At 61.9% G+C, this 23588-nt stretch carries 17 protein-coding genes and 1 tRNA gene; 11 read left to right on the top strand and 7 right to left on the bottom strand.

Annotation, left to right across the window (positions count from 1 at the left end; all coding sequences use genetic code 11):
• The first annotated feature begins 44 nt into the window (after positions 1-44).
• From J0909_RS11530 to J0909_RS11520, 3 genes are all read left to right on the top strand, one after another.
• Entirely contained in the window at positions 45-1481 is a 1437-nt protein-coding gene (locus J0909_RS11530) for a M48 family metallopeptidase (RefSeq protein WP_207263008.1), read from the top strand.
• A 67-nt stretch (positions 1482-1548) separates the two neighbouring features.
• The gene (locus tag J0909_RS11525; RefSeq protein WP_207263006.1) at positions 1549-2532 is read left to right on the top strand and encodes a bifunctional riboflavin kinase/FAD synthetase; all 984 of its coding nucleotides are present in this window, start codon (positions 1549-1551) and stop codon (positions 2530-2532) included.
• 5 nt (positions 2533-2537) lie between these two features.
• The gene (locus J0909_RS11520; RefSeq protein WP_286181965.1) at positions 2538-4430 is read left to right on the top strand and encodes a chloride channel protein; all 1893 of its coding nucleotides are present in this window, start codon (positions 2538-2540) and stop codon (positions 4428-4430) included.
• Here the strand turns inward: J0909_RS11520 and J0909_RS11515 are convergent.
• Entirely contained in the window at positions 4427-5626 is a 1200-nt protein-coding gene (locus J0909_RS11515; protein WP_207263002.1) for an ATP-binding response regulator, read from the bottom strand. The two genes, J0909_RS11520 and J0909_RS11515, sit on opposite strands and share 4 nt — an antisense overlap.
• A gap of 94 nt (positions 5627-5720) precedes the next feature.
• Between J0909_RS11515 and J0909_RS11510 the strand changes: the two genes are divergently transcribed.
• The 5 genes from J0909_RS11510 to J0909_RS11490 all read left to right on the top strand — a co-directional run bounded on the left by J0909_RS11510 (position 5721) and on the right by J0909_RS11490 (position 10375).
• Positions 5721-6269: an O-acetyl-ADP-ribose deacetylase gene (locus J0909_RS11510; RefSeq protein ID WP_207263000.1), complete on the top strand. Its 549-nt coding sequence runs from the start codon at positions 5721-5723 to the stop codon at positions 6267-6269.
• Positions 6270-6278: 9 nt separating this feature from the next.
• Positions 6279-6818: an ATP-dependent protease subunit HslV gene (gene hslV, locus J0909_RS11505; RefSeq protein WP_207262998.1), complete on the top strand. Its 540-nt coding sequence runs from the start codon at positions 6279-6281 to the stop codon at positions 6816-6818.
• Positions 6819-7039: 221 nt separating this feature from the next.
• Entirely contained in the window at positions 7040-8425 is a 1386-nt protein-coding gene (gene hslU / locus J0909_RS11500) for an ATP-dependent protease ATPase subunit HslU (RefSeq protein WP_286181964.1), read from the top strand.
• Between the two features lie 330 nt (positions 8426-8755).
• Positions 8756-10174, top strand: coding sequence for a sensor histidine kinase (locus J0909_RS11495; RefSeq protein WP_207262996.1), 1419 nt, complete (start codon positions 8756-8758; stop codon positions 10172-10174).
• Positions 10175-10177: 3 nt separating this feature from the next.
• On the top strand, positions 10178-10375 hold the full coding sequence (locus tag J0909_RS11490; RefSeq protein ID WP_207262994.1) for a 2-hydroxymuconate tautomerase family protein: 198 nt from the start codon (positions 10178-10180) through the stop codon (positions 10373-10375).
• 6 nt (positions 10376-10381) lie between these two features.
• On the opposite strand, the gene J0909_RS11485 is transcribed toward J0909_RS11490, so the two are convergent.
• From J0909_RS11485 to J0909_RS11470, 4 genes are all read right to left on the bottom strand, one after another.
• Positions 10382-12487: an acetate--CoA ligase family protein gene (locus tag J0909_RS11485; protein ID WP_207262992.1), complete on the bottom strand. Its 2106-nt coding sequence runs from the start codon at positions 12485-12487 to the stop codon at positions 10382-10384.
• A gap of 76 nt (positions 12488-12563) precedes the next feature.
• Positions 12564-12935: a hypothetical protein gene (locus tag J0909_RS11480; RefSeq protein ID WP_207262990.1), complete on the bottom strand. Its 372-nt coding sequence runs from the start codon at positions 12933-12935 to the stop codon at positions 12564-12566.
• A gap of 47 nt (positions 12936-12982) precedes the next feature.
• On the bottom strand, positions 12983-15274 hold the full coding sequence (locus J0909_RS11475; RefSeq protein ID WP_207262988.1) for a mechanosensitive ion channel domain-containing protein: 2292 nt from the start codon (positions 15272-15274) through the stop codon (positions 12983-12985).
• 69 nt (positions 15275-15343) lie between these two features.
• Entirely contained in the window at positions 15344-16069 is a 726-nt protein-coding gene (locus tag J0909_RS11470) for an MBL fold metallo-hydrolase (RefSeq protein WP_207262986.1), read from the bottom strand.
• Between the two features lie 113 nt (positions 16070-16182).
• On the opposite strand from J0909_RS11470, the gene J0909_RS11465 reads away from it, so the two are divergent.
• Entirely contained in the window at positions 16183-16557 is a 375-nt protein-coding gene (locus tag J0909_RS11465) for a hypothetical protein (RefSeq protein ID WP_207262984.1), read from the top strand.
• A 7-nt stretch (positions 16558-16564) separates the two neighbouring features.
• Here the strand turns inward: J0909_RS11465 and J0909_RS11460 are convergent, their stop codons facing one another.
• A complete protein-coding gene (locus J0909_RS11460) occupies positions 16565-19921 on the bottom strand; it encodes a cache domain-containing protein (RefSeq protein WP_207262982.1) in 3357 nt (1118 codons plus the stop codon).
• 199 nt (positions 19922-20120) lie between these two features.
• Here J0909_RS11460 and J0909_RS11455 point away from each other — a divergent pair.
• Positions 20121-20196 (top strand) — tRNA-Thr (locus J0909_RS11455).
• Between the two features lie 99 nt (positions 20197-20295).
• Positions 20296-21303: a tyrosine-type recombinase/integrase gene (locus J0909_RS11450; protein ID WP_207262980.1), complete on the top strand. Its 1008-nt coding sequence runs from the start codon at positions 20296-20298 to the stop codon at positions 21301-21303.
• A gap of 108 nt (positions 21304-21411) precedes the next feature.
• Here J0909_RS11450 and J0909_RS11445 read toward each other — a convergent pair whose 3' ends face one another.
• Complete coding sequence (locus J0909_RS11445) at positions 21412-23583, bottom strand: ATP-binding cassette domain-containing protein (RefSeq protein ID WP_207262978.1); 2172 nt, start codon at positions 23581-23583, stop codon at positions 21412-21414.
• Positions 23584-23588: the final 5 nt, after the last annotated feature.

Genomic DNA, 23588 nt, shown 5'->3' with positions numbered 1-23588 from the left:
GGCCGAAGGTTGCTTTGGGCCCGGATATGGTTAGTATGTTCCGCATGCGTACTCCACTCGGCATATTCCCGGCAATTCTGGCCGCCCTGATGCTGGTGCTGGCCCCGGCCGCGACCGCCCGCGCCGACCTGTTCGGCGACAAGATGACCTTGCGGGACGAGAACAAGATGGGCCACGATTTCGACCAGATCATCCGCGCCCGGCAAAACATGGTCGGCGACACGTACATCACCAAGTACGTGGCCGAAGTGGTGGCTCGGGTGGTCACGGGCAAACGGCCCATGCCGTTCCACGTCAAGAGCGCGGTCATCGCCAATCCGCTGATCAACGCCTTCGCCATCCCGGGCGGATACATCTACATATTCACCGGCCTGATCCAGTCGGTAACCACCGAATCGCAACTGGCCGGGGTCATCGCCCACGAATTGGCGCACGTTTCCCAGCGGCACGTGGTCAGCCGCATCGAGAAACAGAAGAAGGTCACCCTGCTTTCCACGGCGGGCATGCTGGCCGGGGTGCTGCTCGGGGTGGCCGCAGGCGGCGGCAACGCGGCCCAGGCGGGCCAGGCCCTGATGTTCGGCTCCCAGGGAGCGGCCACGGCGGCCATGCTGCACTATTCCCAAGAAGACGAGCGCGAGGCGGACCACGTAGGGCTCAACTCCCTGGTCAAGGCCGGGTACAATCCCGAAGGCATGCCCCAGACCTTCGAGATCATGCTCAAGAACAAGTGGTACGACAACAGCTCGAACATGCCGAGCTACCTGTCCACCCACCCCGGCACGGAGGATCGCATCACCTATCTCAACGACCGCATCGCGCGCATGCCCAAGGCGTTTCTCGAACGCAAGGACGACAACGCCCGGCTCAACCGCGTCCAGGTGCTCATCCGCTCGCGCATGTCCCCGGCCAGCACGGCCTTGGCCTACTGGGACGACAAGAAGCAGAGCGAATACACGCCCATGGATTGGGTGGGGCGAGGCATCACCTTGGAACGCCTGAAGCGCATCGACGAGGCCCAAACGGCCTTCGAAAAGGCGTTGTCCCTGGCCAAGAACGACCCTCTGGTGGTCCGCGAAGCGGGCATTTTCTACTTCAAGATAGGACAGCCCGACCGCGCCGTGGGGCTGCTGCAGAAGGCGGCCATCATGGACACGGGCGATGCCATGGCCCTGTTCTACCTGGCCCGGCTCCAGGCCGAAGCCAAGCAATACGCCGAGGCCGCGAAGAACATGCGCAAGGTCAACGAACTGGTGCCCGAGGACTGGGAAGTCCACCATCACCTGGGCATGATCCTGGGCGAATCCGGCGACACCTTCGGGGGCAACCTGCACCTGGCCTACGCCGGGGTCTACTCCATGCGCCTCGACAAGGCCCGGGATCACATGCAGCGGGCCCGGGAAGTGGCCCAGACCCAGGAGCAGAAGGACCAGCTCAAGGAGCTGGACGATATCATCAAGGCCCGCGCCGAAATCGGAAAATAGCCCGCCCTTGTGTACCGGGGGCTTTTGGCGTAGGTTGCATTTTTTTCAAACAGGAACACCCTAATCAATGATCGTCGCAAGGACCATACAGGACATCCGGGACGTCATTGCCGGGTCATGCGTGACCATCGGCAATTTCGACGGAGTCCACAAAGGTCATCAAAAACTCATCGAGCTGGCCTGCGAACGGGCCAAGGCCCGGGATCTCGTCAGCGTTGTCGTGACCTTCGATCCCCATCCACTGCGGGTGCTGCGTAACGACCGCACCCCGCCGTTCATCACCCTGACCGAACAGAAGCTGGAAATCATCTCCCAATTCGGCCCACAGGTCTGCCTGCTGCTCGAATTTACCATGGACATGGCCCGGCTCTCGCCCGAACAATTCGTCAAGACCTACCTGGTGGACGGGCTGAACGTGAAGGACATGATCATCGGCTACGACTACCACCTGGGCAAGGGACGGGCCGGGAATTTCGAAACCCTGTGCGCGCTGGGCGAAAAGTACGGCTTCACCGTGGACCGGCTCGACCCGGTGACCATCGACAACGCCGTCGTCTCCTCCACCCGCATCCGCGACCTCGTCCAGGCGGGGCACGTCTGGGCGGTACGCCCCCTGCTCGGCCGGTTCTACCAGGTCAAGGGCGAGGTGGTGCACGGGATGAATCGGGGCGGTAAGCTCCTCGGCTTCCCCACGGCCAACCTCAAGCTGGTGGACGAACTCTTCCCCAAGCCCGGGGTCTACGCCATCTGGGCCGAGGCGGGCGAAGCCGTCTACGAGGGTGTGGCCAACATTGGCAAGAACCCGACCTTCGGCAACGACGCCCTGTCGGTGGAGGCTCACCTGCTCGACTTTTCCGGCGATATTTACGGAGACGAAATCCGGGTCCATTTCGTGCAGCGCATCCGCGATGAAAAGAAATTCAACAGCCTGGATGAACTCAAGGACCGCATCGCCAGGGACGTGGAACTGGGCCGCCGCATCCTCGCCCAGCCCGAAGCGGCCATCAAATTGACTCACCCCAACTTCGGCCGATGCGCGGAGGTCCGCTGAGTCCCATGCCGTTTACCCGTCTGATCAGTTACTGGAAAGATTTCGTCAAATCCTACCGCACCGTGACCTCCTTCCGCTGGTTGGTCATCGGCGTGGTCGTCGGTGCCCTGTCCGGTCTGGTGGCCGTGGGCTTCTTCTGGCTGGTGGAGAGCGGCAAGTTCCTCATCCAGCACCAGTTGGCCGGCATCGTCTCTCCGGACCCGGCGGGCGAGGGCATCTTCGAAGGCCCCGCCGGACAGTACCGGCCATGGATCATCCCGGCCTTCACCACGGGCACGGCCCTGCTCACCGGCTGGCTGGTCAAGACCTTCATCCCCGAGACCATCAACGGCGGCACCGACGGCACCGACGCGACCATCAACGCCTTCCACAACAGCGGCGGCATCATCAAGGCCCGGGTGGCCATCATCAAGGGGCTGTGCTCGGTCCTGACCATCGCCTCGGGCGGCTCCGCCGGACGCGAGGGCCCCATCACCCAGATGGGCGCGGGCATCGGCGCCTGGCTGGCCAAGATCCTGAACATGTCCGCCAAGGAGCGGCGCATGCTCCTGCTGGCCGGTGCGGCGGGCGGCCTGGGTGCCATCTTCCGCGCTCCGCTCGGCGGCGCCCTGACCGCGGTCGAAGTCATCTACCGCGAGGACTTCGAGTCCGAGGCCATCCTGCCTTCGGTCATGAGTTCGGTGGTCTCCTACTCCATCTTCACTTTCTTTTACGGCACGGAGCCCATCTTCGGCATTCCGCGCTTCAGCTTTCACGACCCCCGGGAGCTGATATTCTATGCCCTGCTCGCCCTTGTCTGCGCCGCAGTGGGCTGGCTGTACGTGAAGACCTTCTACACCATAAAATATCATATTTTCTTCCCGCTCAAGGAGAAGATCGGCCTGGTCTGGTCCATGGGATTGGGCGGCCTGACCATGGGCCTGCTCGGCATCCTCTACCCCTACACCGCCACCCACGGCATGGTCACCGGCGGCATCCTGTCCGGCGGCTACGGCTGGCTGGAGCTGGCCATCCTCGGCCAAATTCCGGCCCTGGGCATGTGCTACATCATCATCGGCAAGACCGTGGCCACCTCGGTGACCATCGGCTCGGGCATGTCCGGCGGCATGTTCGCGCCCGCCCTGTTCGTGGGCGGCATGTCCGGCGGCCTGGTGGGCAAATTCGGCCACCACTTCTTCCCGAACATCGTCACTCAGCCCGGCGCGTACATCCTGGTCGGCATGGCAGCCTTCTTCGCGGGCGTGGCCAACGCCCCCATCGGCCCGCTGATCATGGTCACCGAACTGACCCAGGGTTACGGCCTGCTCGCCCCGCTCATGCTCGCCTCGGCCCTGTGCATTGTGCTCGGCCGCGGCTACTCGCTCTACGAGCACCAGGTGGAAAACAAATTCGATTCCCCGGCCCACGCCGAGGACGCGACCATCAATGTCCTCGAACAGATGCACGTGTCGGACTTCTACAACCCGGGCGACGTCATCGTCCTGGAAGAGGGAACGACCCTGAAAGCGCTGACCGACATCATCGCCCACTCGGACCAATTCTACTTCCCGGTACGCAGCCAGGACGGCACTTACGTGGGCATGGTCTCCATCCACAACGTGCGCAATTGGATGTTCGAGGAGGATCTGCACGAGCTGGTAGTGGTCCGCGACCTCATGTCCCGGCCGGTCTACGTGCGCCCGGACTACGACCTGTACCAGGCCCTGCTCCGCTTCGTGAACACGGACTACGGCCAGATTCCGGTGGTCTCCGAGACCGACACCTCGGACATCCTCGGACTGATCAACCGCGACGACGTGTTCCTGGCCTACGCCGAAGCCATCGCCGAAGTGAAGGGCGAGAGCAAGGAAGAGGCCGCCCTCGCCGCGGAATTGCAGAGCCCCGCCAAGACGCGTTAGCCCTTCTCCCGGGCAAGGGGCAGGTCCAAGATGACCGCCGTCCCGGGCCGCGCTGCGCCGCCCGCCCCCGCGGGCGACAGGATCAGCAAAGTGCCGCCTTGCTCGTCGCAGACAACCCGCTTGACCTTGGTCAATCCCATGCCCGCGCCCTGCGCCTTGGTGGAGAAAAAGGGATCGGTCACATACGGCAGGACCGCCTTGTCGATGCCGGGCCCGTCATCTTCGATGCGGATGCCGTAACGGATGCGCCCCGGACCGGTCAGCCCGGCCTCGGCCAGTTCCTCGCCGAACTGGCCCGGCCCGCCCCGGATGGTCAGTCGCACACGGTCCTCCAGGGCGAACTCCAGGGCGTTGACCACGATTTCGTTCAGGGCCTTGACCACGATGCGCTCATCCACTTGGACCCGGCCGGATTGCAAATCGCTATCCACCAGAAGCTCCCGCCCCATTGACGCCGCAAGCCCTTGCGCGCCCTTAAGGGCCGCTCCCATGAGCTCGGCCGCCTCGGCCTGGCGAAATTCCCCGGCGGACAGGGAAACGTACTCGCTGATCACCCCCACCAGACTCTCCAGGCGCAGGCTGTCCTCGCGCACGGCCTCGGCATAGGAAGACAAGGGGCTGCCCTCCGGGGCCTTGCGCATGAGCAGCCCGGCGATGCCGCCGATGGCCATGACCGGGTTGCGGATCTGATGCGCCATGGCGTCGGCGAAATGCTTGAGGCTCTCCACCCGCTCCCGCTGGGCCCGGATCACCTCGGCGGTCCGTTCTCTGACCCGCTCCTCCAGGGCTTCGTTCTGATGCAGCAATTGCTCTCGGGCCCGCTTGAGATCGAGATGCGCCCGCACCCTGGCCTGGACCACGGGCGGGCTGATGGGCTTGGCGATGTAGTCCGAGGCCCCGATGCCCAATCCCCGGGCCTCGTCATCCGGCGCGTCCAGCGAGGTCACGAAGATGACCGGGATATCCCGGGTGGCCGGGTCGTGCTTGAGCTTGCGGCAGACCTCATGGCCGCTCATGCCCGGCATCATCACATCCAAAAGGATAAGATCCGGCCTGGGTTCGCCCGCCGCGCGTTCCAGGGCCGTGGCCCCGTCGGTGGCCGCCAACAGGGTGTATCGGGAAGACAGCGCCTCGATCATGATGCTGATGTTCTCGGGCTGGTCGTCCACCAGGAGTATGGTTTCGGTCTTGGTCATTATCCATATGTAGCACGAACAAACGGCTGCCGAAAGGTTTTCAAACGCCGTCCCCCTTGCCAATCCGCCCAGAGGCCTTACCTTCCAAAGCGTCATGCAGAAATCATGGAGCGCAGGCCCCGGGCGAATCACCGTCCACAAGGGCGACATAACCCGGCTGTCCGTGGACGCCATCGTCAACGCGGCCAACTCCAGACTCGCCGGAGGCGGCGGCGTGGACGGGGCCATCCACCGCGCCGCAGGCATCGACCTCCTCCAGGCGGCCTGCCGGGAGATCATCCGCGAGATTGGTTCCCTGCCCCCGGGCGAGGCGGTCATCACGCCCGGTTTCGGCCTGTCCGCACGCCATATCATCCACACCGTCGGGCCCATCTGGCGCGGCGGCGCAAACCGCGAGCCCGAATTGCTCGGCAACGCCTACCGGAACAGCATGGCGCTCGCCCACCAACACGACATAAAGACCCTGGCCTTCCCGGCCATCTCCTGCGGCGTCTACGGCTACCCGGTCGAGGACGCGGCGCGCATTGCGCTCGCTGCCCTGAGGCAGGGGCTCGAAACGGAGCTGGTTGGCGAGGCGGTCATGGTCCTGTACAGCGAGGCGGCCTTCCACACATGGTCGCGCATCGCCGAAGACATCCTGTAAGGAGAATCCATGGAACTCAGAGGAACGACCATCATAGCGGTCAAGGACGAAAACGGCACCGCCGTGGCCGGCGACGGCCAGGTGACCCTCGGCCAGAGCGTGGCCATGAAGCACACGGCCCGCAAGGTCCGGCGCATCTACAAGGACAAGGTGACCATCGGCTTCGCCGGAGCCACCGCTGATGCATTCACCTTGTCCGAGCGGTTCGAGTCCAAGCTCGAAACCTACTCCGGCAACCTGCTCCGGGCCGCCGTGGAACTGGCCAAGGACTGGCGCACGGACAAATACCTGCGCAAGCTCGAAGCCATGTTGCTGGTCGCCGACGGCGAGCACATCCTGATCATCTCCGGCACCGGCGACGTCATCGAACCCGACGACGGCGTGGCCGCCATCGGTTCGGGCGGGTCCTACGCCCTGGCCGCAGCCCGCGCCCTGCAGCAGAACACCGATCTTCCTGCGGAAACCATCGCCCGCAAGGCCATGGAAATCGCCGCCGACATCTGCGTCTACACCAACAACCACATCACCATCGAGACGCAGGCGAAGTAGTTCAAGACGCAGACGCGCGCTCTCCCTTCAAAGCTTTTTGGCGCCACGCCGCCTGGTAGGGACGAGATACGCAAAAAAAAATGGCGGCGTGGAAGGTGCGTACCCGGAAGGACGCGCCATGTAATCGAGAACATTCCCACGCCGACAGGCGTGCGACAAAAAGTTTTGGAGATTCTTAAGAACCTTTTTCAAAAGGCTCTTAAGCCGCCGGAGGCATTCACATGAGCAATCTGACCCCCAGAGAAATCGTATCGGAACTGGACAAATACATCATCGGCCAGAACGCGGCCAAACGCATGGTGGCCATCGCCATGCGCAACCGCTGGCGCAGGCAGCAGCTCGACCCGGAGCTGCGCGACGAAATAGCGCCCAAGAACATCATCCTGATGGGCCCCACGGGCGTGGGCAAGACCGAGATCGCCCGGCGGCTGGCCCGACTGACCAACTGCCCGTTCTTCAAGGTGGAGGCCACCAAGTTCACCGAAGTGGGCTACGTGGGCCGCGACGTGGAATCCATGATCCGCGACCTCATGGAGATCGGCGTGAACATGGTCCGCAAGGAAGAGACCGAAAAGGTCCGCATCAAAGCCGAGAAAAACGCCGAAGAACGTCTGCTGGACCTGCTCCTGCCGGGCAAAAAACCGCAGTCCTCCGGGCCCATGGGCTTTTTCCAGGGCGGGCAGGATGGCGAAGTGGAAAAGATTGAGCCGCCCAAGGATGACGATACCCGCGAGAAGTTCCGCCAGATGTTCCGCGCGGGCCAATTGGACGAACGCGAAGTGGAGATGCAGGTCACGGTCCAAAGCGGCGCCAGCGTCGAGATCATGGCCATCCCCGGCATGGAGGAGATGGGATCCAACCTGCAAAACGCCTTCTCCAACATGTTCCCGGGCAAACGCAAGGCCCGCAAGATGAAGATCAAGGACGCCTATCAACTGCTCATCGACGAGGAAGCCGACAAGCTCATCGACCCCGACGCGGTCAACGAATTGGCCCGGGAACGCGTGGAGCAGCAAGGCATCCTGTTCATCGACGAGATGGACAAGATCGCTTCGCGCCACGACCAGGCGGGCGGCGGCTCGGCAGACGTATCGCGCGAAGGCGTCCAGCGCGACCTTTTGCCCATCGTCGAGGGCAGCGTGGTCAACACCAAGTACGGCATGGTCAAGACCGACCACATCCTGTTCATCGCGGCAGGCGCCTTCCATTTCGCCAAGCCGTCGGACCTCATCCCCGAACTCCAGGGCCGCTTCCCCCTGCGCGAAGAGCTGGCCTCCCTGCACAAGGAGGAGTTTTACCAGATCCTGACCGAGCCCAAAAACGCCCTGACCGTGCAGTACAAGGCCCTGCTCAAGACCGAAGGCGTGGAGGTGGACTACACCCGCGAAGCGCTGGAGGAGATCTCCGCTATGGCCGAGAAGATCAACGAGGAAACCGAGAACATCGGCGCACGTCGGCTCTACACCATCATGGAGAAGATCCTGGCCGACCTTTCCTTCGAAGCCCCGGACAAATCCGGCAACAAGGTGGTCATCGACCGCGACTACGTCGTGGCCCAACTCGGCGAGGTCGTCGAGGACCGCGACCTGTCGCGCTACATCCTGTAGACGGTCACGCGGCGCCCCCACCATCGACACGGTCCCGGGACCGCAACGCCCCATATATCCACACGGCCCGGCCGGGAAGATCTTTTCCCCGGTCCGGGCCGTGCGCCGCATCTTCGATCCCGGCGGGCGGGCCCCCTCGGTCCGCATTGGGTCTAGACAGTCATCCTGCATATAGAATATAAGATAAAGCAAACAAGGCAACAGACCGAAACCGAGCTTGGCGGCCAGCGTGAAAGGGCGTTCAAATTAACTTGTCAGATTCCCGCCATCTGTTATGTTTCCTCCGAGAACACGCCACGCTTCATTCCCTCCCTCAGGAGATTCCCGCACATGGCCGCAGACGAAAAACACGACCAGACTGCCCGTATCCCCAATGGGTTGCTTCACCAGATCTTCGCCCGACACCGGATGCCTCGTAGCTACCCGCTGCTCGGCATCCTGATCCTGGCCATGCTCTGCGCCGTGGGCCTGCCCTTGGTCAACGCCCTGGTCATCTATCCCGGCTATACCAGGATCATGGTCGACACCTTCGAGGATGGGGCCCGGCGGCTTACCGCATTGACCATCCCTCCGTCCATCAAACACACCCCCCTGGGCCCAACGATCCTCGACACTCCCCGGTTCCTGGCCGACGTCTACCGGCTGGAAACGGACTTCGGCCTGCTCGCGGTCCGCGTGTTCGCCCCGGACGGCCGAATCCTCTATTCCACGGACACGGCCGAAATCGGCACGAAGGAAACCAAGCCGGTCTTCACGGACCATATCGCCAAGGGCAGGCAATACGCCCATCTCGACATCCTGCGCAGCGACCCTGTCCAGGGACGGCCCTCGGCCATAGACACCGTGGCGGCTTTTGCACCGGTCATGCGTGGCGACAACTTCATGGGGGCCTTTGAGCTGGTCTTCGACGTGACCGAGCCCATGCATCAACTGGAGCGCTTCAACCTCTACGCCACGGTGGGCTCCTTCGTCATCTGCTTCGCCCTGCTTGGCGTGGTCCTGCTCCTGATCCGCCAGGAAGTCGCCAAGGAACACTCGCGGCGCCAAGCCGCAAAATTACGCGAGGACGTGGAGCAAATCACCCGCCACGACATCAAAACCCCGCTGCTGGGGGTGCTCAACGGCATCACCTACCTGGAAAATTTCACCACCCTGGACCCGGAACAACGGGAGATGCTCGACGACATGCGCCGGGTCGCCAACACCGGCATGGACCTGATCAGCCGGTCCCTGGACCTCTACCGGATGGAGACCGGCGTCTATGAATACACGCCCGCCGACGTGGATGTCCTGTTCGTGTGCCGCCGACTGACGGAGGATCTGTCCGAGCTGGCCCGCTCCAAGGGCGTTGCCGTGGAGACCGCCTTCGGAGGACGTCCCCTGCGCCCGGAAGACGCCCTGACCATCTCCACCGAGGTCAATCTGCTCTATGCGATCCTGGCCAATCTGCTCAAAAACGCCATTGAGGCGTCCGGCCCCGGCGACACGGTCTCCATATCCCTGCGCGCCGACGGGGAATTTTTCGCCGCCGTGCACAACCCCGCCCCCGTGCCCGAGTCCATGCGCGCCAAATTCTTCGAAAAATACGCCACGGCAGGAAAGCGTACCGGCACAGGACTCGGGACCTATTCAGCCCGGCTCATGGTCGAGGTCATGGGCGGGCGCATCGACCTGGACTTGTCCATGGAACACGGCACCACCGTGACCGTGGCCCTGCCTCTGCAACCCCGAACCAGAGCCGAGGAGTAAACCATGCCGTTCGTGAACATCCGCATCACCAACGAAGGCGCAACCACGGAACAGAAACAGCGGCTGATTCAAGGTGTGACCGACCTGCTGGCCGACGTGCTCGGCAAAAACCCCAAGACCACCTTCGTCATCATCGACGAGGTGGACACGGACAACTGGGGCATCGGTGGCGAGTCCGTCACCAAGTTGAGGAAGAAATAGGAAAGCCTACACGCTCAGGGTCATGCGCACGTCGGCCACCATGGCCCGCTCGTTGTTGACCAGGACCGGATTGAATTCGGCCTCAAGCACCTCGGGCAGGTCCATGGCCAGCTTGGACATGACCATGATGATCCGCTCCAGCGCGGCGAAATTCACGGGCTTGTCGCCCTTGAGTCCCTTGAGCAGCATGTAGGATTTGATCTCGCGCACGATCTCGAAGGCGTCCTGCTTGGACAGGGGCGCGAGCTTGAAGGAAATGTCCTTCAGGATCTCCACGTACACCCCGCCCAGCCCGAACATGAGCATGGGCCCGAACTGCTCGTCCCGCTTGAACCCGATGATCACTTCCCGCACGCCCGGAGGGGCCATTTCCTGGACCAGGCAGCCCGCTATGTAGGCGTCGCGGCGCATGCGCTGTGCCCGGGCCGTGATCTCCTTGAAGGTATCCAGGACCTCGCGGGCGCTTCGCAGATTGACCTTGACTCCGCCCACGTCGGTCTTGTGCGAAATGTTCGGCGAGGCAATCTTGAGGACCACGGGATAGCCGATCTCCTCGGCGGCAGCCACAGCCTCGTCCGAGGTGCGCGCCAGCCTGGTTTGGGGAGTGGGCAGCCCATAGGCCTGAAGGATATGTCGGGCCTCGAATTCCACCACCTCGGCCTGTCGGCGGCGCAGGTGGTCGTCGATGACCCGCCGCACCGCCGTCATGTCCCGCTCGACCTCGGCGTACTCGGGCTCGGGACGATGCTTCCACAAATAATACTGATACATGGTCTCGATGGAATGGACCGCAGGCTCAGGGAAGGCATAACACGGCACGCCCGCCTCCATGAGCATCTTACGGGCTCCGGCCACCTTGGTTTTGCCCATGAAACAGGCAAAGACCGGCTTGGCCCACTTGCGGGCCGTACGGATGACCGCCTCGGCGGCCTTGTCGATCTCCACCGAAGCCGTGGGCGTGAGCAGGACGAGGATGGAATGGACCATGGGGTCCTCGCCGACGACATCCAGGGTCTGCCGGTACCGCTTGGCGTCGGCGTCGGCCACGATGTCCACAGGGTTGTAGAAGGCCGCGTAGCTGGGAAGGAAACCTTGCAGTTTCTCGATGGTCCGGGGGGAAAGCTCGGCCATGGACAGCCGGGAGCGGTCCGCCGCGTCCGCGGCCAGGATGCCGGGGCCGCCCGCGTTGGTGACCACGGCAAGATTCGGCCCCTTGGGCAGGGGTTGGGAGGAAAAGGCCTGGGCCAGGTTGAACAGGGTGGCCACGTCGCCCACCCGGATGACCCCCGACTGGTGAAAGGCCGCCGTGTAGCTCTGGTCCGATCCGGCGATGGCCCCGGTATGGGAGCTGGCCGCCTTGGCCCCGGCCGCCGTGGTGCCCGCCTTGATCATGATCACCGGCTTGTTCAGGCTGGCCCGCCGGGCCTCCTTGAGAAAGGCCTCGCCGTGCTCCACGTTTTCAATGTAGCCGAGGATGACTTTGGTGGCCTCGTCCCGGTTGAGATAATCGAGCATGTCCGCTTCGTCCAGGACCGCCTTGTTGCCCAGGGACACGAATTTTGAAAAGCCGATGTTCGCGCCAAGGGCCCAGTCCAGGATGGCCACGCACAGGGCACCGGACTGGGAAAAGAAGGCGATGGAACCAAGCCCGGGCAGGCCCGCCGCAAACGAGGCGTTGACCCCGGCCGCGCCGTTGATCATGCCCAAGCAATTGGGACCGAGCAGGCTGATGCGATACTTCTCGCAGACCGCCTTGAGCTCCTGCTCGAGATCGTAGCCTTCCTTGCCCGCTTCCTTGAATCCGGCGGTGATGACGATGGCCGACTTGGCCCCGATCTCTCCGAGCTGGCGCACGGCCTCGACGACGAACCGGGGCGGGACCGCAATGACGGCCAAATCCAGGCCGCGCGGCAAGTCGCCGATGTCCGGGACCACCGGCAGCCCCTCGATTTCGCCGCCCTTGGGATTCACAGGCAAAAGCTTGCCGGTATAGCCGGCCGAGAGCATGTTCGCCACAACGGTGTGGCCGACCTTGCCGGGAGTGGAGGAAGCCCCGATGACGGCCACGGCGCCGGGGTTGAAAAAAGCGTGCAGATTGTCCTTGAGAGTCAAAGGATGGGCTCCTGGTCGGGGTGGTGATTGGCAATGGGCCACCCTAACCCGAAAGTGGCCGCAAGAAAAGGCGTGATCAGCGCATGAGCCAAGCCACGGCATCCTCTTCGCGTTCGAATACCCGGTAACTCAGGGAACGGTTGCCATACACGGTTTCGCAGGCCTTGTAGCACTCCACGAACCGGGGATCGCACAGGCAGGCGGAACGCCCGCCCAACGTCTGGATGTTCCGTTCGTCCAGTTGGTTGGCCACCTCGATAATGTCATGGGACTCCAGCCGCAATTCCGCGCCGCGCTCGTCCATGAGAAAGCGGGTCACGTTGCTGTCCAGCGCTTTGTGGATCATGGTGCGGACCTTGCGCAGCAGATCCTCCGGGGTGGCGATCACCCCGGTGACCACACCGACGATGTAGCCGTTACGAATCTCGAACAACAGTTCGAACGACATGGCGCCCCCCGCGGCGGGGCCGGAACAATCGCACCGGTCTGCCCCTGTTAATGTTTCTTCTTTTTTGTCGACATGCCCTCTTCCACGACTTGGGATGCGGCCGCCGCCGCATGGGCCTCCTCCTCGGGGGTCAAGCGCTCCCGCTCGGGGATATGCACGGATACGCGCGGCTTGGCGAATTCGATGCCCGCCTCGGCGAAGTACTTGCGCATCTTTGCCAGGACCAGCTTGCGTAGGGTGAACTGCCCGCCGGGCTTGGTCATGAACTTGACCCGCATACGCATGCCGTACTGCTCCATGGCCTTGACGCCCTGGCTCTTGATGTCCGAAAGCATGAATTCGTTGAGCTCCGGAACAGCCCGGATCTCCTTGTTGATCCGCTTGATGATCTTTTTGATCTCATGGATGTCCGTATCGAAGGGCACCAGGTACTGCAACTTCATGACCGACCAGTCCCGGGTCATGTTCTGGACCTCTTTTATGGACCCGAAGGGGATGGTGTACAGTGCCCCCAGATGATGCCGCAATTTGAAGGAACGGACCGATATCTCCTCGACCGTGCCCGTGGCGTTGCCCACGACGATGTAGTCTCCCACCCGGAAGGCGTCGTCCATAAGAAAGAAGATGCCGGAGATGATGTCCTTGACCAGGGTCTGGGCCCCGAAGCCGATGGCGATGCCGAAAACCGACGCACCCGCGATGAGCGGACCGATGTCCACGCCCAACGACGAGAGCACGACCAGCACGGTGATCACCGACAGGGCCACGAAGATGAACTTCTTGACCAACTGCAGCAGGGTCGAGAACCGGTCGCCGCCAGGTCCGCCACCGCCCTCGCCTTCGCCGTGCGCCTCGATGGGGTCATCCTTGGCCTTGAGCCGCTTCTCGATATAGTTCGAAATGAATACCCAAAAAATATAGGCCAGGATCAGGGTCAGCAGGATATCGAACCCCGCGCCCACCGTGGCCTGCCCGAAGGCCAGGTCAATGCCCCAGATCCGAAGCAGCAGGAAGGCGGCCCCGGCCAGGACCAGAACGCGGAAGCCCACGGAAAGAAAATGCTGGAACCGGCCGATGTTGGGCACGCCCTGCACCACGGCCTCCTCGTCCGAATCCCCCATGGGTGCGTCCGCCAACCCGGCGGCAAAGCTGACCAGCCGCTGGCAACCCCAGTCCACCAGCAGGTAGCCCGGTACAAGAAGCAGGGTGTAGACCCCGGCGAGCATGGCATGGCGGCCGAAGACGAGCAGCCCGACTACCCAGAAAAGCCAGAAGCCCAGGGCGTAGATAATGACGCCAGCCTGCCACGATCCGGCCAACTGAAAGCGCAGGGAGTTCAACGGCACGGCCCGCCGGATGGCCTCGGCCACGGGCCGCTTGTTCCACAGGGCGAGCAGGCTGACCATGGCGGCCACGATGAAACCGGTGACGGCCACAATGAGCAAATAGGCCAATTCGCTGCCCCTGGCCATCTCCACCAGGGAGCTGGCCAGAATACCCAGAGCCACCACCCAGGCAATGCGCACGATCCACTTGAACAGATACCGGGCGGTTTCATCGCTCAACGGCAAAAAGCGGATGGCCCCCATGTCAGGGGCCAGGACAAACCGCGCCGCCAATCGGACCAGCTCCACGACGAGCATGGCCGCCAACCAGACGAAGATGACCGGTCGGCCCGTGGCGGGCTCGTTGAAGATCAGCAGATAGGGGATCAGGGTGATCAGAGCCATGCAGGCCACGGCAAACAGGTCGAAGCAGGCCCGGGCCAGGAGCCGCCCTACCTTGACCGTCAGGGGCGCAGCCGGGGCCACATCTTCGATGCGCTTGCGCAGGCCCGCCGCACGACGGGTCACGAGCCAGCGCGACAGGAACCACAGGACCGTGACCGCGAACAGGCCAAGGCCGAGTTCTCCGGGCGGGTGCACGCCCTCGCCGGTCAGGGATTTGCGGAAGGCCTCGGGCAGGATCCGCGGGGCCTGGGCCGCACCGGAAAAGAGGTAGGCGAACCGTTCCCGCACCTTCTGGACAACACGCTTGGCCCGGACGATGGCCCCGGCCACGCCGCCGGGCTCTTGCTCATGGGCCGGGGGGACGGCGTTCTTGCGTAATTCCTCGATAAGCAGGCGGCGCACCTGTTCGTCGCTCATGGAGGCCAGAATCTCGTTGAGCTGGCCCGGGGTGGCGCCGGGGGGAATGACCGCTTCGACCTTCTTGGCCTTGCCCCCGCCGGAGCCGCCGGTCATCACAGCCATCGGAGAAGCGCCAAAAACCGCAGTGGCCCCGAGAATATGGCAAAACAGGCAGAGAGCCAGGGCCGAAAACAGGGTTCGTGTAGACATGACGCTCCCGGTGACGTTGACGGGTTCAAGGGCTCCAACTCTTTAACAGCCTGAATAAACAGTTGTAAACTAAAAAGAGAATACCTCCGAGTCTCCCATGGCGGCATAGCGGAACACCGTGGACGGCTCCGGTTCCACGGTCCGGGCGAACCCGTCCAGGATCGCGGTCTCACCGAAGGTGTGCATGGGTACGAACACGGGCGCACCGATAATCCGGCATGCTTCCACGCCCCCGGCCAGATTGTCGAGCCGGGGGTCCACATTGGCGAAGGCCACCTGCGGCTTGAAGGCGCGGGCATGCTCCATGTTCCCCTGAAAGAACTTCCGGGTGAAATCCGCTTCGGCCCGGGCCGCGCCCGGCCAGGTCCATTCGGCCAGGTCGCCGCCGTAATAGAAGCGGAAACACTTGTCCTCCACAAGGAAGGCCACGCCCAGATCGTTGGACATCAGGGTCTCGACGATCATACCGCCGAAACCGTAGGTCTCGTCCGGCTCGGCCAGGAGCACCTGCCCATTGCCGGGCACGGCCTCGGGCCGAAGCTCCGCCACATCGTCGGAGAGCACGTAGCGCACCTGACGGGCCGTGCGGGTTACGGAAGCGAGGTCCCCGTTGCAATGGTCGGCGTGGCCGTGGGAGATGAACACGGCCAGATCGGTCCCGGCCACGAGGTCCCGGACCAGACCGTCCGCCCCGTTCGGCAGATGTTCATTTTCGGGATAGTCGAAGAGATAGGTCCGCCTGTCTGTGCGCAGGACAAAGGCGCTGTGGTAAATATAGGTGATGGTGTACTGCATGGAGTTGCCCCGATTTGTTTTTTTCCGGCGTAGCACAAAACCGTTGTCCATGTCCTCACTTCTTGCATCGCATTCTCGAGGCGAGTATAGATCCTCCGGATAAGGAAACAGTCATGCCTACCAACGTATCTATCACGGCCTGCGCAGGCCACCTCAGGGTAAACGTGGCCGGTGACATCCGTTCCATCGACGATGTCATCCGTTTTTCAGCCCAATACCGCGCCGAGTCCAAACGGCTCGGGTTGCGCCGGATACTCCTCGACTACACCCAGGCCCACTTCCACCTGGACTATCACGACCTTGTCGAACTCGCCGACTACGCCGCCAAACAGGATTTTCAACTGGATGGTCTGCGCTTGGTGGAAGTCTGCACGCCGGCCCATTTGGCCCAACACCGCCAGTATGAGACCATCGCGGCCAACCGGAGCACCGCCTACCTCGTCTTCGACAACGAAGAGGAGGCCCTGAAACAGCTCATGGCCTCCTGACCCGGGCCTACGATCCAACCCGGTCCCGAGATTCGACCGAGCCCTTCCGGCCGCCGGGCAGGGTCACGTGAAAGACCGTCCCCCCGCCCGACTTGGACCGGGCCCAAACCCGGCCGCCCAATTTCTCCACGACCATCCGGCACAGGGCCAGGCCGAGTCCCGCACCCTTGATTTCGTCCACCAGCGTGTCGCCGGTCTCCACTTGATGAAACGGCTTGAAGATGGCTTCGAGTTCCCCCTCGGGGATGCCTTTGCCCGTGTCGGCCACGGTCAGTTCCAGCCCCTTGCCGTCCAGGCTGGCCGCGCGCACGGAGATCCTGCCGTCGCGGGTGAAATTGCAGGCGTTCCCCAGCAGGTGGCCCAGGACCCGCTCCAGGTGTTCCGGCAAGACGTTGAGGTCCGGCAGGTTCTCTTCCATCTCCAAGGTCACCTCAAGGCAGCCCTTGTGCCGACACTCGACCCGGGCGTCCTCCACGGCCCGCCGGATGCTCCCGGCCACGGGATAGGCCTTCTCGGTTCGCAGATCGTCGCCCGCCTCCATGTCGGCCAGCTCCATGAACTGGTCCACTAGCAGATTCAGCCGCCGTCCCTCGTCCGCCAGGACATCCAGGTTGTCCAGGGCCCGACGCAGGCTCTCGCCGTTGCCCGAACCGGCCAAGACCCTGTCCAATTCCTTGCGCGCCAGAGTGCCGTAGCCGAGCACCGAGGTCAGCGGCGTGCGCATGGCGTGGGACGCGGTGGTCAGAAAAGAGGATTTGAGGTCGTCGAGCCGGGTCAATTCGGCGTTGGCCCGCTTCAACTCTTCAGCCTTGAGAGCCAGGGCCGAGGTGCGCTCGGCGATGATCGCCTCCAGGTCCTCCTCGGCGCGTTTCGAAGTGGTGATGTCCACCAAGGAAACCAAATCGGCGGACTTGCCGTTGACTTTGGTGGTCCGGGAGTGGATCTCCACCCACTTGACCCGGCCCGTGCTGGTCACCGCGCGCCAGGTGTAGGCCGAGACCACGCCGTCCTCCCCGGCCTGCTTGCGCCGGGCCTGATCCAGGACGAAACTGCTGTCGTCCGGATGCAGATAGCGGGTAAACCCGCCGGGCGGCAAGGCCATGATGTCTTCCACCGAGGACTCGATGATGTCCGCCGCGGCCTGGTTGATGAAGATGACCTTGTCCTCCTGCAGGACGCACAGGCCGAGCATGGTCTGTTCGGAAAAAGTCCGGAACCGTTCCTCGCTCTCGCTCAGTTCGTCGAAAATCAGCGCCACGTTCAATCCGTCGGCCAGACGACGGCCCGCCTCGGTGAACAGGCGTACTTCCTCAGTGGTCCAGACGCGCGCTTCCCGGCATTGATGCAGCCCCAGGACCCACGCCTGGCCGACCCGCGGCCGGATGGCGAACAGGAGCTGCGACTTGACGTGAAATCGATCCATGACGTTTTGGGAAATCGTCCGCCCGGTGGAGGGATCGAAGGCCAAAGGCACGGAACTTTCCAACAGCATCCCCATGTCCCGACGAAGATTCTCATCCGAAAGCAGAGTCACTTCCCCTTCAAAGGGAAACGCCGAGGACGTCTGATGCACCACCCCCCGAAACGCCTCCGCCTCGGGATCGCACGGCAGGAGCAGCCAGGCCCGATCGGCCCCGAAGGCCACCCGGATAGCCTCCAGCGTATTCTCAAGCATCCGTTGAGTGGAAGTCCCTGCATGCATGGCCCGGTCGATACGGTCCAAGGTCTCAAGAAAATGGATATGGTTGTAATACTCCTCCTCGGCATGCTTCCTGTCAGTCACATCAAAGATCACGCCGTCGATGCGGTCCGGCGCGCCCTGCTCACCAGGAAGGATGCGCCCGCGCTCGGACAGCCAACGGACTTCGCCGTCCCGGCGGATGATCCGGTAGTCCGCCAGAAAGGTCTGGCGGTGCTCCTGTCCCTCGCGCAGGGAGCGGGCCACCCAATCCCGGTCCTCGGGATGGATGATGGACTGAAAGGATCGCCCACCGCCCGCCACGAACTCCGAGGCGGGGTATCCGGTCACGTCCAAGGCCGTCTCGCTGACGAACTGGTTCACCCAGCCGTTCTTGAAGTCGCTGTGGTAGATAACGCCCGGAATATTCGAGACCAACGAGCTGAACCGCTCCAGGCTCTCGGACAGGGCCTCCTGCGCCGCCTGCCATTCGCCGACCATGCGATTGGCGGCTTCGGCCAGCGACTTGAATTCCGCGTAGTCCAGGGAAGCCAGGTCAATCTCCCCCTTGCCCGACGTGGCCCGCTTCCAGACCTGGGTGAAGGAGGCCACATTATTCTCGATGTTCCGGGACAGACGGCGGGACAGATACAGGGCCAGCAGGCTGAGCGCGGCCATGCCGGACAGGATAAGCAGGACGCGGTCCTGGATGTGCTGTTCGAGCTGTTTGCGCTTGAGATCAATGACGCCCTCGATGTCGTCCACGAAGACCCCGGTGCCGATATACCAGCCCCAGTCCGGCACGAGTTGGGCGTAGCTGACCTTGAGTGCGTTGCGCTGGCCACTCAGGGGCGGCATGACGTAGGTCACGAACCCCCCGCCGCGCTTGGCAGCCGCAATGAGCTCCTGGACGATCTTCACGTCGTTGGCGTCGGTGATGGACCACATGTTCCGGCCGTGCGCCGGGCCGAGGATGGATTCGCCCTCCAGCGTCCCGCCGAACAAGGTTTCGTTCCGGGCGTAGCGAATCTCCCCCAGTTCCCGCAGGGCGGTCTCCTTGATCGCCTCCTCGGCCATTTCGAGGCAGGCCCCGACCACCACGCGCAGTCCCTGGGCCTCGAACTCGTTGACCTTGACCAGCAAGGTGTACTGATTCAGTCCGTCGGGCACCTTGAGGGTCAGCCTGCGTTGCCCGTTGGTCATGCCCGTGAGCTCGGCCTCCAACTGGGACAGGGCGTCCTCGCTATCGACCCACTTGGGAAATGGAGAGAAAAGATAGAGGGTGTCGCCGCGGACGGCGTAAAGCCGGGCCTCACTGCGATCCAAGGCGGCCATGAGCCGCATCGTGGCGATGCGCAGCATGGCGGGGGCGGTCCCTTTGGCCAGATCGCGCCCGAGGACTTCGTTCAAGGCTCTGATGTCGCGTATCCGGGCTTCGAGCCTACGTTCCAAAGCCGCGCCGGCGGACCGCCGGAGCCGCGCGATCAGCCCCAGGGCCTCCTCCACCTCGCTCTTGACCAGATCGCGACGCTCGCCGTAGCGGTCCTCGCGAAGCCGGACCGTGTCGGCCTGAAAATCGGCATGCATGGAGTACAGCCAAACCCCACCAATAACCAGGATGGAAATCCAGGAAACAGCCACCATGCCCAGCAACCCGGCCCTGCCGATGGTCCTTCCCTTTCTCACCCGCCAACTCTCCCTAATGCCCGACAGCCTGTTGATTCGCTGAATAAACACCTAGGCCACCCACAATACCAACCTCCCCAGGAAAAGCCACCCCCTTATTCCAACCTCCCTCTCGCCGCCCCCCTACTCTCCCCCTGTCTTAACCACTCTTTTACCTTGACCACCCACGCCACCTAGTATAAAAATCGACTCCCGTTTCGCCAGGATAGCTCAGTTGGTAGAGCAACTGATTCGTAATCAGTAGGTCGTCGGTTCAATTCCGATTCCTGGCTCCAGCGAAATCAAGGGTTTAGCAAGTTGCTAGACCCTTTTTTTGTGCCCATTTGACAGGATGCTCCAATTTTGCTCCAGTGAAATCAAGAAAAGGAGCAACCATGGCGACCATCCGAAAACGAGGCCAGAAGTGGGAAGTCCGTATCCGCAAGAAAGGTCAGGCTACACAAAGCAAATCTTTCAAGTACAAAGCCGACGCCGATGCTTGGATTCAAGACATCGAATCGGAAATGAATCGAGGCAACTTTGTCTCACGCAAAGAGGCTGAGAGCACAACGCTCAAAGAGGCGCTTGACCGATTCATTGAGGAATACATCCCACGCCTCAAAATGATAGCCAACGAAACACGCAGAGCGAAGGCGATCCAAAAACGGGACATCGCCAACAAAACCATGGCCGCTATCCGCACGAAGGACATCTCCGACTTCATCAAGGAGCGTGAAGGAGATGGCGTCAAGCCCAATACCATTCGTCTCGACTTGGCAACTATCTCAAGGGTGTTTGAAGTGGCCGCAATCGAATGGGGAATGGAAAGCCTAGGCAACCCCATAAAAAGGGCAAGGAAGCCAAAGCTAAGCGGAGGAAGAACTAGGCGTCTTCAGCCTGCCGCAAATGGAGAAGAAAAGGGCGAAGAAGAGAGGCTGATCAATGCTTGCGGTAAAAGCTTTAAGCCAGTGGTTCAATTCGCTATTGAAACGGCAATGCGCCGCTCGGAAATAGCCAATCTAGGATGGGACCATGTCGACCTAAAGCGCAAAACCGCATACTTGCAAAATACGAAAAACAAATCTGAACGGACTGTCCCCCTCTCTCCGAAAGCCATTGCAATCTTAAAAAGCATACCTCGACAGCTCTCAGGGTCGGTCTTCGGCATGAGTGAAAATGCGATCACGATTGCAATGCGCCGAGCAAGGGCTGAGGCCGAAATTAAGGATTTAACCTTTCATGACCTTAGGCACGAGGCGACATCGAGGCTGTTTGAAAATACGGACCTGGACTTGCTGGAAATCGCGGAAATCACCGGGCACAAGAATTTGCAGATGCTAAAGAGGTATACCCATTTAAGGGCGGATCGATTGGCGGAGAGACTCGCCGGAAGATCACGGTAGAAAGCCAGAGACTCTCGCATGCTACTCTAGAAAGCGGACATGAAAAGCCCCGGAGCAACTCATACTGACGCGGCTTGAACCTTTAATGCGCCCCACCGATATTAACGTCTAAACAAAAATCTTGAGGACAGACTCCGAACCGTCCATATCCTCAATGCGGCCCTGAAAAATAATGTCGCCGCCATTGTCGCCGCCGCGAGGGCCGAACTCCAAAATGTAGTCCATGCTTTTCAGCAAGAACAGGTTGTGCTCGATGACCATGATCCCCTTTGCCTTGGTGAGCAATCTGTCCAGGAATCCGATCAGACGCTTTGTATCGTGACGCTCCAGGCCGTTGGCAGGCTCGTCGATGATGAGGAAGGTATTCTTGAGATTGGCCTTCACTCGGGACAGGAGCTTGATCCGCTGCGCCTCCCCGCCCGAAAGTTCGCTGGTGGCCCTGAAGAGGCTCAGGTGCCCCAATCCGATGCTGATCATGTCCTCCAATTTGGCGGCGATCTTCCTGCTTTCCGCGAACACCCCAGCCGCCGACAAGTCCGCGACCGTCATCGTCAGGATGTCGTGAACGGAAAGCGAATTGAATCGGTACGCAAGTACTTCCGGGCTGTAGCGCCTGCCCTCGCAGGCTTCGCAGACAGAACGAAACGCATGGCCGAATGAGGCTTCCTGCTCCACATATCCCTTGCCCTCGCAGACCGGGCATTGACTGGCGCTGTTGTTGAACAGGAACGTCTTCAATGGAGCACCCAGGGCCTTGCACAGAAACGAATCAATCGGCTGCATGAGCTTGAGGTAGGTCGCCACCGTTGAATTGCTGTTCCCCTGGATCGTTCCCTGGCTGATGTATTCAACGCCACTCCTGCCCGATATTGCCTCGGCAAACGAGGACTTGCCGGAGCCGGACACACCGCAGCAGCCGATCAGGCAGCCCATTGGGATGGTGACATCGAGGTGGCGTATATTGTGGACGTCGTGAACGGTGAATTCCATAGCGCCTCGCGGCTCGACTTTAATGCGGTCAACGGAGACCTCCCGCTGTCGCTGAAGCCAATCCGTTGAGTCGATCACCCTGCCGTCCTCAAGAGCTATCAGGTTGTCGGCCTTCTCGATGAATTCCAGTTCGTGTTCGACCATGACCAGGGTGGAATTGCGCTCCCTCAACGCCTTGAGTTGGGAAATGACATCCGGGTATTCCGCGACGTGTAGCGAGGAGGAGACCTCGTCGATCACGTAGAGCAGGTTCGTGAAGTCCGAGCTGAGCACCGAGGCCAGTTGCAGCCGCTGGAACTCACCCCCGGAGAGGGACGGTATCGAACGCATCAGGGCGAGGTAGCCCAGGTTGTTCCTGACCACATTGGCGACCAAGGCCGTCAGCTTGTTTACGGCAAATTCACGGGCCGGGATGGATTGAATGAAAGGGAATAGCGCATCAAAGCTCGACAAGAGGATGTCGTGGATCGTCATGCCGTTGAGCGTGTACTCTGAAAGATACTCCGCAAACCTGGCCCCATGACACTTCGGGCAGACCTGTTCGGAGATGTACGACTTGGCCTTTTGCCGATTTCCCGGCACTTGCAAGTTGTCGCAGCATTCCTGAATCTCCCGGATAGCGCCCACAAAAGGAAACCATTTCTGCCGGTAGCGGTTCTTTTGCTTGTACTTGACCTGAAATTGCTTATCGTCGGCCCCATGAAGCAGCAATTCCTGCTGTTGTGACGGCAACTGGGAAAGGGACTTGCCCATGTCGATGCTACGCGCGCCGCAGAAGGCTTCCAGCAAAGGATAATAATGATTGGAGAGGAAGTTGTTCCAGGAGAGGAAGGGCTTGTCCGCAAGTGGCTTGTGTAGATCGACGATCCGGGCTGGATCGGGCCTGTAGACCACGCCGAGCCCCTCGCAGGCCGGGCAATGGTTAGCCGGATTGTTCTGGGCCAGGATGTTCCGTTTGATGTCCGGATTGGCCTGCAGGAACAGGGGCAGGAACAACTTGTCGAGCCCGAGATAGGTGAAGACGCTCGACCGGGGATTGACGTTGGCGTTCTTCTGCTTCAGGCCGATGGCCGGGAGCAGGTTGGCATAATCCCGGACCTTGGGCCGGTGGCTGGCCGGGATGCCGGAAATGGTATCGAGTTCGTTCTTGCAGAGCGCATAGAGCGTATGGAACGCCAGCGAAGTCTTGCCCGCCCCGCTCCCGCCGACAACGGCGGTTATTTGTCCGTACGGGATGGAAACGTCAACCGACTTGAGGTTGTTGGTTTCTATGCTGCGGAGGGTGAGCATGGCCA

This window comes from Desulfovibrio sp. Huiquan2017 (genome assembly GCF_017351175.1).
In the GTDB taxonomy this organism is placed as follows: Bacteria; Desulfobacterota; Desulfovibrionia; order Desulfovibrionales; family Desulfovibrionaceae; genus Pseudodesulfovibrio.
The sequence above is the reverse complement of the archived record's forward strand: the minus strand, read 5'-3'. Positions and strand labels throughout refer to the sequence as shown.

Bases quoted from the DNA above. Each gene is read 5' to 3' on its own strand.
- J0909_RS11520 (WP_286181965.1), top strand. From the start codon at position 2,538: ATGCCGTTTACCCGTCTGATCAGTTACTGGAAAGATTTCGTCAAATCC.
- J0909_RS11470 (WP_207262986.1), bottom strand. From the start codon at position 16,069: ATGCAGTACACCATCACCTATATTTACCACAGCGCCTTTGTCCTGCGC.
- J0909_RS11445 (WP_207262978.1), bottom strand. From the start codon at position 23,583: ATGCTCACCCTCCGCAGCATAGAAACCAACAACCTCAAGTCGGTTGAC.
- J0909_RS11475 (WP_207262988.1), bottom strand. From the start codon at position 15,274: ATGTCTACACGAACCCTGTTTTCGGCCCTGGCTCTCTGCCTGTTTTGC.
- J0909_RS11480 (WP_207262990.1), bottom strand. From the start codon at position 12,935: ATGTCGTTCGAACTGTTGTTCGAGATTCGTAACGGCTACATCGTCGGT.
- J0909_RS11515 (WP_207263002.1), bottom strand. From the start codon at position 5,626: ATGACCAAGACCGAAACCATACTCCTGGTGGACGACCAGCCCGAGAAC.
- J0909_RS11490 (WP_207262994.1), top strand. From the start codon at position 10,178: ATGCCGTTCGTGAACATCCGCATCACCAACGAAGGCGCAACCACGGAA.
- hslV (WP_207262998.1), top strand. From the start codon at position 6,279: ATGGAACTCAGAGGAACGACCATCATAGCGGTCAAGGACGAAAACGGC.
- hslU (WP_286181964.1), top strand. From the start codon at position 7,040: ATGAGCAATCTGACCCCCAGAGAAATCGTATCGGAACTGGACAAATAC.
- J0909_RS11450 (WP_207262980.1), top strand. From the start codon at position 20,296: ATGGCGACCATCCGAAAACGAGGCCAGAAGTGGGAAGTCCGTATCCGC.
- J0909_RS11465 (WP_207262984.1), top strand. From the start codon at position 16,183: ATGCCTACCAACGTATCTATCACGGCCTGCGCAGGCCACCTCAGGGTA.
- J0909_RS11525 (WP_207263006.1), top strand. From the start codon at position 1,549: ATGATCGTCGCAAGGACCATACAGGACATCCGGGACGTCATTGCCGGG.
- J0909_RS11530 (WP_207263008.1), top strand. From the start codon at position 45: ATGCGTACTCCACTCGGCATATTCCCGGCAATTCTGGCCGCCCTGATG.
- J0909_RS11495 (WP_207262996.1), top strand. From the start codon at position 8,756: ATGGCCGCAGACGAAAAACACGACCAGACTGCCCGTATCCCCAATGGG.
- J0909_RS11510 (WP_207263000.1), top strand. From the start codon at position 5,721: ATGCAGAAATCATGGAGCGCAGGCCCCGGGCGAATCACCGTCCACAAG.